General features: G+C 71.8%; 16 protein-coding genes. 7 read left to right on the top strand and 9 right to left on the bottom strand.

Going from position 1 to position 14,754, the window contains the following annotated elements; genetic code table 11:
* Positions 1-131: 131 nt before the first annotated feature.
* From QFZ82_RS08030 to QFZ82_RS08015, 4 genes are read left to right on the top strand one after another with little or no spacing between them, the layout of a single operon-like run.
* The gene (locus QFZ82_RS08030) at positions 132-470 is read left to right on the top strand and encodes an antibiotic biosynthesis monooxygenase (RefSeq protein ID WP_307712477.1); all 339 of its coding nucleotides are present in this window, start codon (positions 132-134) and stop codon (positions 468-470) included.
* Positions 467-1,372: an NAD(P)-dependent oxidoreductase gene (locus QFZ82_RS08025; RefSeq protein ID WP_307712476.1), complete on the top strand. Its 906-nt coding sequence runs from the start codon at positions 467-469 to the stop codon at positions 1,370-1,372. The genes QFZ82_RS08030 and QFZ82_RS08025 overlap by 4 nt, the downstream gene beginning before the upstream one ends.
* Complete coding sequence (locus QFZ82_RS08020; protein WP_307712475.1) at positions 1,369-2,358, top strand: amidohydrolase family protein; 990 nt, start codon at positions 1,369-1,371, stop codon at positions 2,356-2,358. The genes QFZ82_RS08025 and QFZ82_RS08020 overlap by 4 nt, the downstream gene beginning before the upstream one ends.
* Positions 2,355-3,596, top strand: coding sequence for a cytochrome P450 (locus tag QFZ82_RS08015; protein WP_307712474.1), 1,242 nt, complete (start codon positions 2,355-2,357; stop codon positions 3,594-3,596). The genes QFZ82_RS08020 and QFZ82_RS08015 overlap by 4 nt, the downstream gene beginning before the upstream one ends.
* A gap of 140 nt (positions 3,597-3,736) precedes the next feature.
* Here QFZ82_RS08015 and QFZ82_RS08010 read toward each other — a convergent pair whose 3' ends face one another.
* The 5 genes from QFZ82_RS08010 to QFZ82_RS07990 form a co-directional block, all read right to left on the bottom strand.
* Positions 3,737-5,032, bottom strand: a complete 1,296-nt coding sequence (locus tag QFZ82_RS08010) for an ROK family protein (protein WP_307712473.1) — start codon at positions 5,030-5,032, stop codon at positions 3,737-3,739.
* Between the two features lie 203 nt (positions 5,033-5,235).
* The gene (locus QFZ82_RS08005; protein WP_307712472.1) at positions 5,236-6,678 is read right to left on the bottom strand and encodes an FAD-dependent monooxygenase; all 1,443 of its coding nucleotides are present in this window, start codon (positions 6,676-6,678) and stop codon (positions 5,236-5,238) included.
* Positions 6,675-7,862, bottom strand: coding sequence for an MAB_1171c family putative transporter (locus tag QFZ82_RS08000; RefSeq protein WP_307712471.1), 1,188 nt, complete (start codon positions 7,860-7,862; stop codon positions 6,675-6,677). Before QFZ82_RS08000 ends, QFZ82_RS08005 begins: the two co-directional genes overlap by 4 nt.
* Before the next feature lie 3 nt (positions 7,863-7,865).
* Entirely contained in the window at positions 7,866-8,396 is a 531-nt protein-coding gene (locus tag QFZ82_RS07995; RefSeq protein ID WP_177151913.1) for a toxin-antitoxin system, toxin component, read from the bottom strand.
* Between the two features lie 79 nt (positions 8,397-8,475).
* Entirely contained in the window at positions 8,476-9,111 is a 636-nt protein-coding gene (locus QFZ82_RS07990; protein ID WP_177151860.1) for a helix-turn-helix transcriptional regulator, read from the bottom strand.
* 255 nt (positions 9,112-9,366) lie between these two features.
* Between QFZ82_RS07990 and QFZ82_RS07985 the strand changes: the two genes are divergently transcribed.
* Positions 9,367-10,284, top strand: a complete 918-nt coding sequence (locus QFZ82_RS07985; protein ID WP_307712470.1) for a transcriptional regulator — start codon at positions 9,367-9,369, stop codon at positions 10,282-10,284.
* 53 nt (positions 10,285-10,337) lie between these two features.
* Here the strand turns inward: QFZ82_RS07985 and QFZ82_RS07980 are convergent, their stop codons facing one another.
* Genes QFZ82_RS07980 through QFZ82_RS07970 form a run of 3 tightly spaced genes read right to left on the bottom strand, consistent with a single transcriptional unit; the run spans position 10,338 to position 11,618 of the window.
* Positions 10,338-10,631 carry a hypothetical protein gene (locus QFZ82_RS07980; protein ID WP_256356307.1) on the bottom strand — a complete coding sequence of 98 codons (294 nt, stop codon included), beginning with the start codon at positions 10,629-10,631 and terminating at the stop codon, positions 10,338-10,340.
* Positions 10,632-10,674: 43 nt separating this feature from the next.
* A complete protein-coding gene (locus QFZ82_RS07975; RefSeq protein WP_307717658.1) occupies positions 10,675-11,160 on the bottom strand; it encodes a hypothetical protein in 486 nt (161 codons plus the stop codon).
* Positions 11,148-11,618, bottom strand: a complete 471-nt coding sequence (locus QFZ82_RS07970) for an ATP-binding protein (RefSeq protein ID WP_307712469.1) — start codon at positions 11,616-11,618, stop codon at positions 11,148-11,150. Before QFZ82_RS07970 ends, QFZ82_RS07975 begins: the two co-directional genes overlap by 13 nt.
* Before the next feature lie 126 nt (positions 11,619-11,744).
* On the opposite strand from QFZ82_RS07970, the gene QFZ82_RS07965 reads away from it, so the two are divergent.
* Complete coding sequence (locus QFZ82_RS07965; protein ID WP_307712468.1) at positions 11,745-12,605, top strand: helix-turn-helix transcriptional regulator; 861 nt, start codon at positions 11,745-11,747, stop codon at positions 12,603-12,605.
* Positions 12,606-12,842 (top strand): DUF397 domain-containing protein, encoded by a 237-nt coding sequence (locus tag QFZ82_RS07960; protein WP_307712467.1) that lies wholly within the window; start codon positions 12,606-12,608, stop codon positions 12,840-12,842.
* Here QFZ82_RS07960 and QFZ82_RS07955 read toward each other — a convergent pair.
* Positions 12,835-14,754, bottom strand: a complete 1,920-nt coding sequence (locus QFZ82_RS07955) for a M64 family metallopeptidase (protein WP_307712466.1) — start codon at positions 14,752-14,754, stop codon at positions 12,835-12,837. The two genes, QFZ82_RS07960 and QFZ82_RS07955, sit on opposite strands and share 8 nt — an antisense overlap.

Below are 14,754 nucleotides of genomic sequence, written 5' to 3'. Positions count from 1 at the left end.
CCCGGACGGGCTAGCCGAGACGGGAAAGCCCTTGTCCCGCCTGGGGAGTCCCCCATTTGGAGTTGCGTCGCCACGGGGCCCATGAGTCCTTGGGAAGCGTGTCCTGGCGGATCTCACCATCAGGAGGAGACATGGGCACTGTGCAGAACGGCCAAACGGCCGAACGGCTTTCCGTGGTCTTCGCGGTCCGTGTGATCGAGGGCGGCGAACAGGGATTCCTGGAGATGTACGAGCAGATGCGTCGCTCCGTCGCTCGTACCCCCGGCCACATCGTCGAAAGACTCGGACGACCGGTGGACGACTCCCGTCAGTGGGTGATCACCAGCGAGTGGGAGACTCCCGAACACTTCTTCGCCTGGCAGCAGAGCGAGGAGCACCGCGCTCTCGTGGCTCCGCTGCGCCAGTGGGTCGACTCGACGCAGTCGCTGCGGTTCCGGGTCGTCAAGGAGACCGTGGAGGAGAAGTCATGACGCGCAACGTCAGCACCCCCGACGCCGGCACCGGTCCCGTCGCCGTCCTCGGTCTCGGCACGATGGGCACGGGCCTGGCCACGCGCCTGCTCGCGCGAGGAGTAGAGGTGCGGGTGTGGAACCGCACCCCGGAACGGACCGAGCCGCTCGCCCGGGCCGGCGCCTTCGCCGCCGGCCGCCCCAGCGAAGCGGTCGAGGGGACGACCGCCGCCATCTGCACGGTCGCCGACGGCGACGCCCTCGGCGCCGTGCTGCACGGCACGGACGGCGTCCTGGCCAGGGGTGCCTACCCCGGCTCCCTGATATGCGCCAGCACCGTCGCACCCGAGGAGGTCGTCCGGCTCGCCGGTGACGTGCCGTCCGTCATGGACGTCGGCATGCTCGGCAATCGCGACCACGCCCGCGACGGCGAACTGCGCCTGTTCGTCGGCGGCGAGGAGCGGGTCTTCACCGCCGGCCGGCCCCTGCTGGACATGCTGGGCAAGGAGGTCGTCCATCTGGGCGCACTCGGTTCCGGCATGCGGATGAAGCTGCTCCTCAATCTCCTCATGGGAATAGAGGTGCAGGCGATGGCCGAGGCCGCCGAACTGGCGGCCGCGACCGGCCTCGACAAGCAGCTGGTTCTCAAGACGATCGCGGGCAGCGGCTTCGCCTCGCCGGTCATGGCGTTCAAGTCGCGACGCCTTGCAACCGGGCGCTTCGACGAACCGGACTTCCGGCTGCGCCTCATGGCGAAGGACCTCATGCTCGCTGTGGAGCAGGCGGCCGCGGAGGGCCTGAGCCTTCCGCTCACCGCCGCAGCCGCGGAGACCCACGTCCGCGCCACCGAGCAAGGGCTCGGCGACGAGGACTGTGCCGCGGTCACCCGCGCAGTCACACCGGAACCGGGAAGCCACACATGATCATCGACATCCACGGACATCTGTCCCCGCCGGAGGCGGCCAGACGCTTCCCGATGCCCCCCAGCCTGACCGACGTCGACGGAATGCTCGCGGCGCGCGCCGAGGCCGGGATCGACCTCACCATCATCGGCAGCCCGGTGGGCGCCGGCGCGATGGCTCGGGTCCCGGGCGTGGACAACTACAAGCAGCCGCGCGACCGGCTGCGTGGCTTCCACGCCTGGATGTCGGGTCTGGTCTCCTCCTTCCCGGACCAGCTGCGCGGGTACGTCTACGCCAACCCGTTCGGTGACGACGATCATCTGGAAGGGGTGAGGGAGACGCTGGCGGATCCCGCCTTCGTCGGCCTGATCACCACGTCCAGCGTCCGCGGCGAGCTGCTCGGCTCGCCGCGGGCGGACTCCTTCTTCGCGCTGGCCGCGGAGGCGGGAGTCCCGGTCCTGGTGCACGCCCCGGCCGAACCCATCGGCACGGAGCACGTGGACAACATGGGCTTCGTCGAGCAGATCGGCCGGTTCGGCGATGTCACGGCGGGCATGGCCATGATCGCGTTCGCGGGATGGCTGGACAAGTACCCCGGTCTGCGGCTGATCGGCGCGACCGGCGGCGGCGCGATGGCGCTGCTGCCGGAGCGCCTGCAGACGGCGGCGCGCCCCCGGCACTGGGGCGGGGGCGCGCCGTCCCCCGCCCCGGCGTCCGACCAGCAGGCACCGGACCGGCCGGCACCCGAGGCGGTGTCGGCCGACCCGGCCGCGGCCCTGCGGCGCATGTACGTCGACACCAGCCCGTTCAGCCCAGCACACCTGAGCCTCAACGCGGAGGTGCTCGGGCCCGAACGGATGCTGTTCGGCAGCGACTCGCCGCCGTTGTCCGCTCCGCTGGAGGACCTCATCCGCATGATCGAGAAGCTGCCCGTGGACAAGGCGTCCCAGCAGCTCATCCTCGGCGGCAACGCCGAGGCCCTCTTCGACCTCAGGAGCCGTCCGTGACCACTACGCGCGACCCCGTCACCAGTGCCGAACAGTGCACCGCCGACTTCCGGCGCAACCCGCACCCGGTGTACGCCTCCCTCCGGGACACGGCGCCCGTCTGCCCGATGACTCCCCCGCACGGCATCGAAACGTACCTGATCACACGGTACGAGGACGCCCGGGCCGCCCTGTCCGACCCTCGGCTGAGCAAGGACATGTACGGGGCCATGGACGCGTACCGGCGGATCTTCGGAGACTCGTCGGTCTCACTGGACGACAACATGCTCAACGCCGACGCGCCCAAGCACACCCGGCTGCGCAGACTCGTCAACTCCGAGTTCACCCCGCGCCGCGTCGAGGCGATGCGGCCGAAGATCCAGGGCATCGTCGACCAGCTGCTCGACGCGTGTCCCACCCGCGAGCCGGTGGATCTGCTGCCCGCGTTCGCGTTCCCGCTGCCGATCACCGTGATCTGCGAACTGCTCGGCGTGCCGCTCGAGGAGCGGGCCGACATGCACCGACTGTCCGCCACGGTGGCGCAGACGGGCTTCAGCAAGGAGTCCAAGCAGGCCCAGCAGAAGGCGGAGGAGGACCTCCACGCCTACTTCACCGAGCTCATCGCGCGCAAGCGCCGGCACCCCGGTGAGGACCTGCTCAGCGCGCTCACCGAGGCCCAGGACAACGACGGCGGCCTCACGCAGAACGAGCTGGTCTCGACGGCCTTCCTGCTGATGTTCGCGGGCCACAAGACGACCGCGTACCTCATCGGAAATGCCGTGTACCACCTCCTGGCCAACCCCGCACAGCTGCGTGCCGTGCAGAAGGACCCGGAACTGGTCGGTGCCGCCGTGGAAGAGCTGCTGCGCTACGACGGCTCGGTGGAGAGCGCAACGTTCCGGTTCGCGACCGAGAACGTGGAGATCGGCGGAACGCGCGTCCCCAAGGGTGCCCTGGTGCAGATCTCGCTCCTGGCGGCGAATCGCGATCCGCTGAAGTTCGACTCCCCGGACGAGCTCGACGTGAGGCGGCCGAGAAACGAGCAGAGCGGCCATCTGGGGTTCGGCCACGGCAGCCACTACTGCCTGGGCGCACCGCTGGCGCGGCTGGAGACGCAGCTGGCCCTCACCAGCCTGTTCAGCCGGTTCCCGCAGGTCGCTCTGGCCGATCCCGCTGCCGAGGCGAAGTGGATGGAGGTTCCCTTCCCCGCCTTCCGCGGCCTCGCGGAACTGCCGGTCGTGCTCGACCCGGAGCCGTGACCGGCAGCCCGGCCGGCGCCCCGGCGCGTCTCAAGCACCTCCTACGGCCCAGCCGTAGGGGGTGTTTGATCGATGACACCGCGCGGAGCACGGTGCGGGGGCTGGTCCTGCCACGTTCCGGGGAGGCAGGGCTGGCGGCATCAGCGCCCCCGCCCCCCGTATCCCATCGGATCCGTCAGCGCTTCGTCGACCGTCAGCGCCGCCGCACCCCGCGCCGCGTCCGCCGCCGGGGATGAGGCGCGCAGGCGTGTGCTGCCCGGGGGCCAGAGGCCCGACACCACCCGTGTCGACAGCTCCGTGCCCGCCGACGGCCCGAGCCACCGCAGCAGCGGGCGGTAGATCCCGCCCAGGACCACCGCGTCCGGGTCGAAGAGGTTCACCGCTGCGGACAGCACCCGCCCCAGCATCACGCCCGCCTGCGACAGCGCCGCCACCGCACGCGGCTCCTCCGCGCGGGCGCGCCGTTCCAGTTCGGCCACGCCCGCCGCGCCGGCGCGTTCGTCGATGCCCGCCGCCCTCAGCAGCGCGGACTGGCCCGCGTACTGCTCCAGGCAGCCCCGTGAGCCGCAGCGGCACACGGGTCCGTCGTCCGCGACCGACACATGCCCGATCTCGCCCGCGAAACCGTGCGCGCCCCGCAGCAGTTCGCCGTTCAGGACCAGTGCGCCGCCCACCCCGATCTCACCCGTGAGGTAGAGGAAGCTGCGCACGTCACCGAGACCGCCGAACCACAGCTCGGCCAGCGCCGCGAGGTTCGCCTCGTTCTCCGAACGCACCGGCAGCGCGGCCGGACCGGGCCGCAGTGCGGCGAGCGCCTCGGCGAACGGCGTCTCGGCCGCGACCGACGTCCAGCCCAGGTTGGGGGCCTGGCGGACGGACCCGGCCGCGACGAGGCCCGGCAGCGCCAGCGCCGCGCCCACGGGCCTGAGGTCCTGCTCGGCGGCGGAGGCCAGCGCCCGCGCCGCGATCCCCGCCGCGCGGCCGAAGACGCGGTCGGGCGGGGTGCCCCGGTTGTCGAGGTGCTCCACGAGCCGTACGCGGTCGGTGCCCGCGAGGTCGACCACGCAGACGGACACATAGTCGACGTTGATCTCGACGCCGAGTCCCGCGACCCCTGTGCGGGCGAGCTTCAGCACGGTGCCCGGCCGGCCCGCCTGTCCGCTGAACGTCTTGCCGGACTCGGACAGGAAGCCGCTCTCCAGCAGCTGTTCGACCAGGGACGACACCGCGGCGCGCGTGAGCCCGACCCGTGCCGCGACACCGGCGCGGGTGCTCTCGCCCTCGTCGCGCACGGCACGCAGGACGAGGCTCAGGTTGTGCCGCCTGACCGTCTCCCTGTCGGCCTTCGGCTCCAGCGGCGTCGGGGCGTGACGCCCCGACCGGCCACGCGTGCCTCCGCCCGGGGCCGGTGCCGCGTCTGTGTGATTGGCGTTCATCGTGCGGCCGAGCCTAGGCGATGCCGCGCTGCCGCAGTGCGGCGAGGACCCGGCCGCGGCCCGCCCCTACCCCGAGCGCGTACCCGGAGCCGGTGCCCGGGCCGCAGGCGCGCGTGGCACCGTGGCCGTCGGGTGGACCTTCCGCCGACCGGCGCCCGTGTCCCGCGTGCCCGTTGGGCCTGCTGAACGCCCGCCCGCGGGCGTCACGCGTCCGCCGCGTCCGGCTCCCGTTGGCCCCGGGGCTCCTTCGCGATCCGCAGTTCCTCGGCCGTCAGCGGCGGGCCCGGCAGCCGGGGCAGCTTGGGGCCGCGGAGCACGGCCAGCGCGATCTCCGGTCGCAGCAGCGAGGTGATCGGCGAGGACAGGGTCATGACGTCGAACAGGGCCTTGGCGACGAGGGGCCGCCCGGTCGCGGTCAGCATCAGGCGGTCGACGTAGTGCCGCAGCACCCTCGAGCTCGCCCCCGGCTCCCTTCCGATCGCGCCCGGATAGAGGATGTCCTGCCCGGTGGCCAGGTCCCAGGCCATGGAGACCGGGCCGGCCACCGCACGCTGCACGGAGCGGGAGAGCCCCGGAGCGGCCACGCCCCGGGCCGCGACCGCCTCGCGCAGGGCCAGCACGCCCTGCGCGGCCACCGACATGCCGTGCCCGTAGACCGGGTTGTAGGTGGCGACCGCGTCGCCGATCGCGACGAAGCCGTCCGGCAGGTCGGCGACCTTCTCGTAGTACCGGCGCCGGTTGACGGTGCTGCGGTTGACGAAGACGTCGGTGAGCGGCTCGGCGTCGGCGATCAGCTCGGCGACGACGGGGTGGCGAACCGAGCGGGCGAAGTTCTCGAACTCGTCGGCGGCGCTGGTGGGTTGCCCCCCGCGGGTACCGGACAGGGTCACCATCCAGCGCCCGCCCTCGATGGGCACGACGGTCGCGGTCTGCCCCGGCCGCGGCTCCCGCGCGTCCGCCTGCACGTTGACGACGGGGAAGTCGCCGGAGCCCGCGGGCGCGCGGAAGAGGCGGCTGGCGTAGGCGAGGCCCGAGTCGACCTTCTCCTCCCGCACCTCGCCGGCGCCGAGCGCCCTCAGCCAGTCGGGCGCCCGCGAGCCGCGGCCGCTCGCGTCCACGACCAGGTCGGCCCGGAGCACCCGCTCGTTCCCGTCGGCTCCGCGCACCCGTACGCCCGTGACGCGCGTCGCACCGCCCTCCAGGCCCAGCATCTCGGTGCGTTGCAGCACGGTGACCCCCGGACCGGCGGTGACCTGTTCGCGGACCACCCAGTCGAGCAGGTCACGGCTGCAGGCGATGAGGAACTGCATCTCCGGCCAGCGGCGGAACCAGCCCAGCGCCGACATGGACACCAGTCCCGTCGGCAGCGGGATGCGCCGGGCCCCCGCCGCGAGCCAGCGCTCGGTGGTCCCCGGCATCAGGGTCTCGACGGCCCGGGCGCCGCCCGACCACAGCAGATGGGCGTGGTGCGCCTGCGGCAGGCTCCTGCGGGCGTGCGGCCCGTCGGGCAGGGCGTCCCGGTCGACGACGGTGACCTCGTCGACGTGGGGACGCAGGACGCCGGCCGCCAGCATGCCGGCCAGGCCGCCGCCGATCACGACCGCTGTACGCGGCGTGCTCCGGACGGTTCTCAAGGGATCGCTCATCGGGTGCCGCTCTCTGACCGGGCCGCGCGCACGCGCACTGCCGCGACGACGGGTGAATGACGCAGCGCCAGGGACATGCGCACCAGATCGCGCGGTCCCTGCGCGGCCTCGGACGTGTAGGCCTGGGCCGAGCTGATGATCTCGCCCTCTGGGTCGGCGGCGCGGGAGCGCAGCGCGGCGGCGACCATCGCGGCGTCGGCGACGGCCTGCGCCTCGCGCGGCTCGGCGCCGTCCGCGACCGCCTCCTCGTACGCGCTCGCCCGCAGCCCGCGGTCGAAGTACGGGTCGAGCTGCAGCAGGCCGTCGTGGATGTCGGACTCGCGCTGGGTGACCCGCAGTTCGACGGGCGAGAAGAAGGAGATGCGTACCGTGGGCGTGCCGGGCGCCGACGCGGCGCGCAGCTCCCGCCACAGCGTCCCGAGCCGCCGGTAGGCCGCCCAGTCGTGCCAGGTGTCGGACAGTCGCTGCCCGACGAGCGGCAGGATGAAGCCGATCGCGCTGAGCAGGGCCCCGACGGAGGCGAGGGGCGGCGCGGCCAGGGTGCTCAGCGCGTCCCAGTCGTGACCGGCCCAGCGCGCGAAGACGGCGGCGAACTTGCTCACGCCGTACGCCAGGTTGAACAACGACCCGAACACGATGATCACCAGGCCGCCGCGCAGCCAGCCGCGCACCTGGAGCGACCACCGCCAGCACAGCGCCGTCATACCGACGGCCGCCACACTGTGCGCGATCAGGTACAGGACGATCATCTCGCGGATGTACGGAGTCGTGGCGTAGTGCGTGTCGAGGTCCCGCAGCCGCTCCTCGGGCGCCTCCCCGAGCAGGAACAGGACGACCAGGAGCACGACGACGACGCCGTAGCCGACGACCCAGCGGACGGAGACGCGCCGTGTCTCCTGCGGCGGGCCGCCGCGCCAGTTGACCAGCAGGACCAGGCAGGAGGCGCTGAACGCGGTCAGGATGCAGTAGACCAGCGGGGCCGAGAAGTTGGCGACGCCGGTGAGGCGGTTGACCGCGGCGATGGTGGGCGGCGCGGCGAAGAAGAAGGTGCAGGCCGCGAGGACCAGCAGCGCGCACACCGAGCGGAGCAGCGGATCACGCCAGTCGCGCAGCGTTCCGGGCAGCTTGAACGCCAGTGCGACGCCCAGGGCGGCGGCGGGTATGTAGTAGTCGGGTCCGTCCACGCATCAGCCCTGGGGCCCGCGGTATCCCAGCGAGGCCTCGATACGTCCGGCGACACATTCCCGCTGCACCGGGCCGCGCCCGGCCGAACCGGTGAGCCACGCGCGGCACTTGCTGCCGAGCAGCAGGCCGAAGCTCTCCGCCTCGCGCTCCTCGGCCTGGTCGGACCGGGACCGTGCGGCGACCTTCAGCACGGTGGCCTGCAGATCGGCTTCGTCGGTGAGCAGGCGCGCCGCCACGGCGGCGCCCTCGACGTGGTGGCTGCAGTGCCCGGCCTTCATGTGCCACAGCTCATGGCCGAGGATGACCAGTTGGTGGTCGGGTGCGGTGCGTTCCTCGATGACGATCAGGTCCTGCTCCGCCATGTCGAGCCACAGACCGCTCGCGGTGCCGGGCGGGAACGAGGCCATGCGGTAACGGACCGGCCTGCCGCGGTGTCTGCTCATTCCGTCGCACAGCGCACGGTAGAGATCGGCGGGGGCGGCGGGCGCCGGCAGGTCGATTCCGGCGATCAGCTCGCCGCACAGCCGACGCATGTCCTTGCCTATGCTCACCGCTCTCCTCTCCCCGCGCGCACCCGTCGGGACACGTCCTGACTTCCAGCCTGTCCGGAAATCAGGGGTGGTCCGTCGGCTTGACGCTCTCGAGGAGCATGTCGAGCCACTCAGTGACCTTGTCCCGGTGCTTGTCGGTGGGCAGCTGGGCAGCCCGCCAGGCGATGCCCCGCACACCATGGTCCTGCAACAGCCGCTCCAGCGGGTCGCTTTCGCCCACGAAGTCCTGAAGCAGACTCTGCTCGGTGCGGTGCAGGGCGCCGACGAGAGCGTCGGGGTCGTCAGCGGTCAGGAAGCCCGCGTGGACCTTGAAGAACCGCTGGATCGCGTCACAGTGTTCCATGGTGGGCCGGCGGTCGCCGTTGATCAGCGCCCCGGCCTGCTGGCGCGACATCCCCGCGCCGTCGGCGATCTCCTGCTGCGTGTACCGGCGGCCGTTGGGCTTGAGCCGGGTCCTGCGCAGCAGGTCGAAGCGCTGCAGGAAGCGCGCCTGGAGGTCCGTCTCGCCGGCCGGGCGCCCGTCGAGCAGAGCGCCGACCACGTCCGCCGGCACGCCCGAGGCTTCGGAGAGCGTGTCGACGTCGAAGACCTCGTCGTGGCTGATTCCGAGTTTGTCCGCGAGGTCGGCCACCCGGGCGACAGATGCCGCCAGAGGGTCGTCCGCGGCCGGACCCGGAACCGAGAAGCCGTCCGTCACCAGTAGGTCTCCTAGATCACGCGAGGCAGCCCCGCACTCAAGGGGCTGCCGGGAGATTAACCGCTTCGAGTGAATGCAACCAGGTCTTGCCACAGCTGTGGCGGATATCGTGCGTTCAACGGCGCTGAATGCCACGATAGTTGACATAGTCGCCTCGGCGGTAAGAGGATCGCCAGGCAGGATGAAGATCCAAAGGGGGCTGCCACAGCGGGCCTTGGCAGGACTTCGAGAAGCTTCGGAAGGGCGGCGTTCTCGATGACGTACGAGGCGGGCGTCGGGCGCCCCGGAGCTCAGGGGCGACCAGGCCGCGTCAAGGCCGCCCGCGGCAGCGCCCGTACGAAGCGCATCGATGACGCCCTGGACATGGACACCACGCAGCGCGGCCGGCTGCGCCGAATCGGCGGCGACCGCGACAGCTTCCGCGAGTCGGGGGCCCCGCTGCGGCCGTCCGGTCCCGTTCCGCCCTCCGGACCGGTCCGCAGGCCCACCTCCGCGCGCCCCTCCGGACCGCTCCACCCGCCCGTTCCCGTACACGCTCCGGTGCCCTCGTCGCCCATACGGCCCGCGGAGCAGGCCGACCCGTCCACCCAGGCGTACCTGCGCGACTACGCGTCCCTGATGGACGCGGTGCCGCTGCCCTCCCTGCTGTTCGACCGGCGCTGGGACGTGGTCCACACGAACCCCGCCTTCGACGCCCTGTTCCGCAACATGGGCCCGCACCCCACGGCCATGCCCCACCAGAACTTCCTCCGCTTCGCGCTCTTCCACCCCGACGCGCCCACGGTGCTCGCCGAGCACGAGACCAGCTGGTGCCTGCCGCTGATGGCCCAGCTCGCGGATGCCCTGGAGGGCGACGGCGAGGACGACTGCCTTTCGGCCATTCGTGACGACATCGCGCTTGACCCGATCATGGACGCGGCCTATCGGTGCGGACTGCCGCACTGGATGAGGGCGGTGGGCGCGGCAGCGGTCCACCACGACGGAGCCGTGCGGCCGGTGAACCACCCCGACCCCCGGTGGGGGCGCACCGACTGCCGGGTCGTGGACGAGACCCCCGTCTCCCTGCAGGACAAGGGGTACACCCGCCTCACGCTTGTGCTCCGCGAGAGCCGCTCGGCGGCACCGGGGGTGCCCCGCGGCAGGGCGCACCTGCGCGCGGTCTCCGGGGGCTGAGCGGCGAACGGCCTCTTGTGTCCGAGGCCCTGTCGCCGCTCTCGGCCGGGGCCTCAGCGCATCGCGGCCACGGCCCACTCCGCGACGACCGCCACCGCCACACCGATGCCCAGCACCAGCGTGGCCCAGCGGGTGCGGCCCGCGCGGCTGAGGACGAGCGCGCTGCCGGAGAGGATCAGCGCCATGCCGTAGAAGCCGAGGGTCAGCACCGAGTGTGTACTGCCGAGCCGCAGGACCAGGACGGCGCCGACAGCGATCATGATGCCCGCGGAGAGGGCTATGCGGACATGGCGGGCCTGGCGCGGTGTGAGCCCCTGCCGTTCCGGGCTCGTATTGGCTTCTGACATGCCGGAAAGCCTATCCGCAGTGACACGGGCTCCGTCCGCCGGATCACGCACCTCGTGCGCTGCCCACCGCGGCCGGCCACTTCGGTGCGGCGCCCGTCAGCTGGCAGGCCGTCAGGTAGAGGGGGATGGGGGGTGTGTAGGGGCTTGGGCCGTTCGGACCGCGGATCAGCCGGGGTCTGTCGCCCGGCACCCGGGCACCCCTGGCGTAGTGCGCGGGCAGCGGCCACAGCAGGTCGAGATCTGATCCCGCCGGAACGATCCACCACCACCACCGGCTGTCGGCGAAGACGCACCCGCTGCGCGGCATGCGGCCGAGGAGGCGGAACCCGAAGCGGGCGGGTACGCCCACGGCGTCGCAGCCGAGCTCGGCCGGCAGGGAATCGGGCAGGACGAGGCGGGTGAGCCCGGCCTCCTGGTGACGGCAGCGGTCCACGAGCCGCGGTTGCAGGACCCGCTGCGGCGTCGGCGGGACCGGTTCGTGGCGTACGCCCCGGGCGAGGAGCGCAGCCAGGCTCCTCAGCACTGCCAGCCGGACGCGAACGGCTCTGCCGCGCAAGGCAGTTCGGCCCATACGACACGACCCGTGCCGCGCTCGCAGTCGTGCGTCCCCCACGCGGTGCTCACCGCTTCGACGAGAAGCAGGCCGCGGCCGCGTTCGTCCTCGAGGCCGTGGCAGACCCGGGGGCCGGTCGCCGTGGAGCCCTGGTCCTGGACAGTGACGCGCAAACACCCCTCGGCGCGCTGCAGTTGACAGGAGACGAGGTGGCCGCCGGTGTGCACCACCGCGTTGGTGACCAGCTCGGAGACGATCAGCAGGACTGTGTCGCGGGTGTCGCCGCGAATGCTCCAGAGGTCGAGCCGCTCGCTCACCAGCCGTCTTGTACGGGAGACGGATTCGACGCGCGCCGGCACCTCGAAGCCGTAGCGGGAGGTGGCGGTGTCCGGACTCGCGTCCGGAAAGGGGGTGGTGAGCGCGTCACGGTTCACACGACCAGTCTCCCGCTGCAACCGTCACGTTGGCAAGGGTCACTCTGAAAAATGCAGAGTGGGCGTATTCATCGCTGAACCGCCATGGCACACTGCTCGCAACACAGCACGTGGGGAGGTCTCGAAGTGAGTGAACCGCGGTCCGCCCCCACCGTGGGCCAGGTCGTCCTCGGCAAGCGCCTGCAGGACCTGCGGGAGCGCGCCGGTCTCAAACGCGAGGAAGCGGCGAAGATCCTCCGTGTCGCCGCGGGCACCATCCGCAGGATGGAGACCGCCGAGGTGGCGCTGAAGATTCCTTATGTGCAGCTGCTCCTCGGCGCGTACGGAATCGGCGACGAGGAGGCCCGGGGATTCGTGGAGTTGGCCGAGGAGGCCAACAAACCGGGCTGGTGGCAGCGTTTCCACGACGTCCTGCCGGGCTGGTTCAGCATGTACGTCAGCCTGGAGGGCGCCGCGAGCCTCATCCGCGCGTATGAACCGCAGTTCGTGCCCGGACTGCTGCAAACGGAGGACTACGCACGGGCGATCATGCGCGGCGGAGCCATCGGTCACACCGATCCGGAGGACATCGAGAGGCACGTGGCGCTGCGGATGGAGCGTCAGGCGCTGCTCACCCGGCCCGACGCGCCCCGACTGTGGGTGATCATGGACGAGACGGTGCTGCGCAGGCCCGTCGGGGGCCCCGGCGTGATGAAGGCGCAGATCGGCAAGCTGCTCGACAGCACCCGGCTGCCCCATGTGACGCTGCAGATCGCCGAGTTCGCGAGCGGCCACCACCCGGGCACCTACGGGCCCTTCGTCCTCTTCCGGTTCGCCATGCCCGAGCTCCCGGACATGGTCTACAGCGAATACCTGACCGGTGCCGTCTATCTCGACGCGCGCCCCGAGGTCGCCACGCATCTGGAGGTCATGGACCGCATGGCGGCGCAGGCCGCGACGGCACAACGCACGAAGGAGATTCTGAATGCTCTGCGCAAGGAGCTGTGAATGAAGCGCATATACAATGGCATGCCCGCCGCCGAGCTGGGCGAGGACGGCTGGCACAAACCCTGGAGCGGGGGGAACGGCGGCAACTGCGTCGAGACCATGAAGCTGTCCGACGGCCGGGTCGCGGTCCGCCAGTCCGCCGATCCCGACGGTCCCGCACTCATCTACACCACCAACGAGATCGCCGCCTTCATCCAGGGCGCGAAGTCCGGCAAGGCCGACTTCCTGGTCAGCTGACCTGCTGCCGCGGGGGCAGCAGCGTCACCAGGAACCGCTGCGCGGACGAGATGTTCCCGGCCGCGTCGACCGTGCGGTACTCGATGGTGTGGGTGCCGTAGTCGGGTGTGGCGTCGTCCCAGGGCACCACACGGGGCGTGCCCAGCTTTCCGTACACGAGATCGTCGATCACGGTGCCCTGCGGGGTGAACCGGTAAGGGGCGCCGGCGTCGGTGGGCCAGCCGTAGTACGTCTGCCAGCCGTCGCCGTCGACCCTGAACTGCCGCACCACATAACCGTCCTGGTCGTCCCGGGCGGTCAGCCCCATCGTGAAGGGGCCGTCGTAGACGTACTCCACCGGCCTGCCGGGCCGGTGGACCGTCCGCAGCGGCTCGGACAGTTCGTAGGCGGCCGTGGCCGGCGACGCGTCCACGGTCCAGGTCAGTTCCTCGTCGGTGCCCGCGATGCGGGCCGTCAGCTCGTGGGTGCCCGGCCGCAGCCGCAGGGCGCCCAGGTCCAGGTCGCGGTCGTTGCCGGGGTTGGCCACGGGACGGCCGTCGAGCGTCCAGCGGACCGCGAGCGGCCGGCCGGCCGGGTGCGTGGTCTCGGCGTACACCACCGATGCGGCACCGACGGGCGCCCCGGTCGCGGTGTGGTCGGTGAACGCCGCCGCCACCTCGTCCGGCGCGGTGTCCACCGACGTGTCCACCGTCCAGGTCACCGTGCGCGTCAGCGCCGTCGACGCGCGCACGGCCGGGTCCCGTACGAACGGTGTGGGATCCGTGACGGTCGCCGTGAGCGTATGCGTGCCGGGCGTGAGGCGCAGACGGCGCAGATCGACCGTGCGTGCGTCACCCACCGCCCGCAGCCGGTCGCCGTCCAGTCGCCATACGACGTCGAGTTCACCGCCGACCGGGTGCAGGGTGTCCACCCACACCGTCCGGTCGTCGCCGATCGGGGCCGTGTCGGGCGTGTGGCCCTGCACGAGGTTCACCTTGGCCGAGATCTTCTGCACCATCACCTCGCGCTCGACCTGGTCGAAGGGGTACCCGAGGGTCTTCATGATCGAGTGCTTGCTGGGCCGCCACACGCCCTTCGTGCTGTACATCCCGCCTTCGTGGCGTCCGATGACCCCGCCGGACTCGCTCTCCTCGCCGAGCCAGCGCCACCACTTCGCGCGCTGCTCGCGCATCTGGTCCTCGGTCAGCAAGGTGTGGTGCGCCGACGCCGGCTCGCCGCCGCTGTAGGCGCCGCCCGGCACCCCGCGCGCGTAGTAGTCGTACTCGTCCTGGAGCTTGCCGAGCGAGTGGCCGATCTCATGCGGGGTGATCAGCGAGGACAGGGCGTTGCCGCCGGACGCGGTGGCGTAGGCGCCGCCCGCGCCGCCGTAGGTGTCGCTGTTGGCCAGCGCCACGATCTGCCGGTTGGCGCCCGACGTGCCCGGTACGAGATCGGCCAGCGCCGTCGCCGCGCCGGTGTCCACGCTGAGCAGCCGCTGCACGCTGTTCGGCTTGCAGCCGCCCCAGAAGCCCATGCCGAGCGCGGTGTCCCGGCGAGGGGCGTCGAGGCCGGGGTCGCAGTCGACGCCGGACTCGGCGGACGGGGTCTCCACGGCCCACACGTTGATGTACGAACGGTAGGAGGCGAACGGCTCCGTCGACCACAGCACGTTGAGGTGGGTCTCGACGTGCGCGCGGAACTCCGGCAGCTGCGCCGCCGTGTAGCCGTCGCCGAGCACCACGAGATTGAAGCGCTTGTCGGCGGGGCCCGTCGTCTGCACCGGCACGACCTTCGCCGCGTCCGTCACCTCATCCGTCACCGCGGTGTCCGCCGCGGCCGAGGGAGTACCCGTACCGAACAACAACGCGGCGAGGACGGCGCCCGCGGTCGCGAACAGCGCCGCCCCGCGCACCCGTGTGACGGATGTGGTCAT

Origin of the sequence: Streptomyces sp. V4I23, from assembly GCF_030817975.1 — a bacterium.
Lineage (GTDB): Bacteria > Actinomycetota > Actinomycetes > Streptomycetales > Streptomycetaceae > Streptomyces.
Note: the sequence above shows the minus strand (reverse complement) of the source record. Positions and strands in the feature narration are given on the sequence as shown.

Bases quoted from the DNA above. Each gene is read 5' to 3' on its own strand.
- QFZ82_RS07960 (WP_307712467.1), top strand. From the start codon at position 12,606: ATGAAGCGCATATACAATGGCATGCCCGCCGCCGAGCTGGGCGAGGAC.
- QFZ82_RS07995 (WP_177151913.1), bottom strand. From the start codon at position 8,396: ATGCGTCGGCTGTGCGGCGAGCTGATCGCCGGAATCGACCTGCCGGCG.
- QFZ82_RS07980 (WP_256356307.1), bottom strand. From the start codon at position 10,631: ATGTCAGAAGCCAATACGAGCCCGGAACGGCAGGGGCTCACACCGCGC.
- QFZ82_RS08020 (WP_307712475.1), top strand. From the start codon at position 1,369: ATGATCATCGACATCCACGGACATCTGTCCCCGCCGGAGGCGGCCAGA.
- QFZ82_RS08010 (WP_307712473.1), bottom strand. From the start codon at position 5,032: ATGAACGCCAATCACACAGACGCGGCACCGGCCCCGGGCGGAGGCACG.
- QFZ82_RS08005 (WP_307712472.1), bottom strand. From the start codon at position 6,678: ATGAGCGATCCCTTGAGAACCGTCCGGAGCACGCCGCGTACAGCGGTC.
- QFZ82_RS07955 (WP_307712466.1), bottom strand. From the start codon at position 14,754: ATGACCACATCCGTCACACGGGTGCGCGGGGCGGCGCTGTTCGCGACC.
- QFZ82_RS08030 (WP_307712477.1), top strand. From the start codon at position 132: ATGGGCACTGTGCAGAACGGCCAAACGGCCGAACGGCTTTCCGTGGTC.
- QFZ82_RS07985 (WP_307712470.1), top strand. From the start codon at position 9,367: ATGACGTACGAGGCGGGCGTCGGGCGCCCCGGAGCTCAGGGGCGACCA.
- QFZ82_RS08025 (WP_307712476.1), top strand. From the start codon at position 467: ATGACGCGCAACGTCAGCACCCCCGACGCCGGCACCGGTCCCGTCGCC.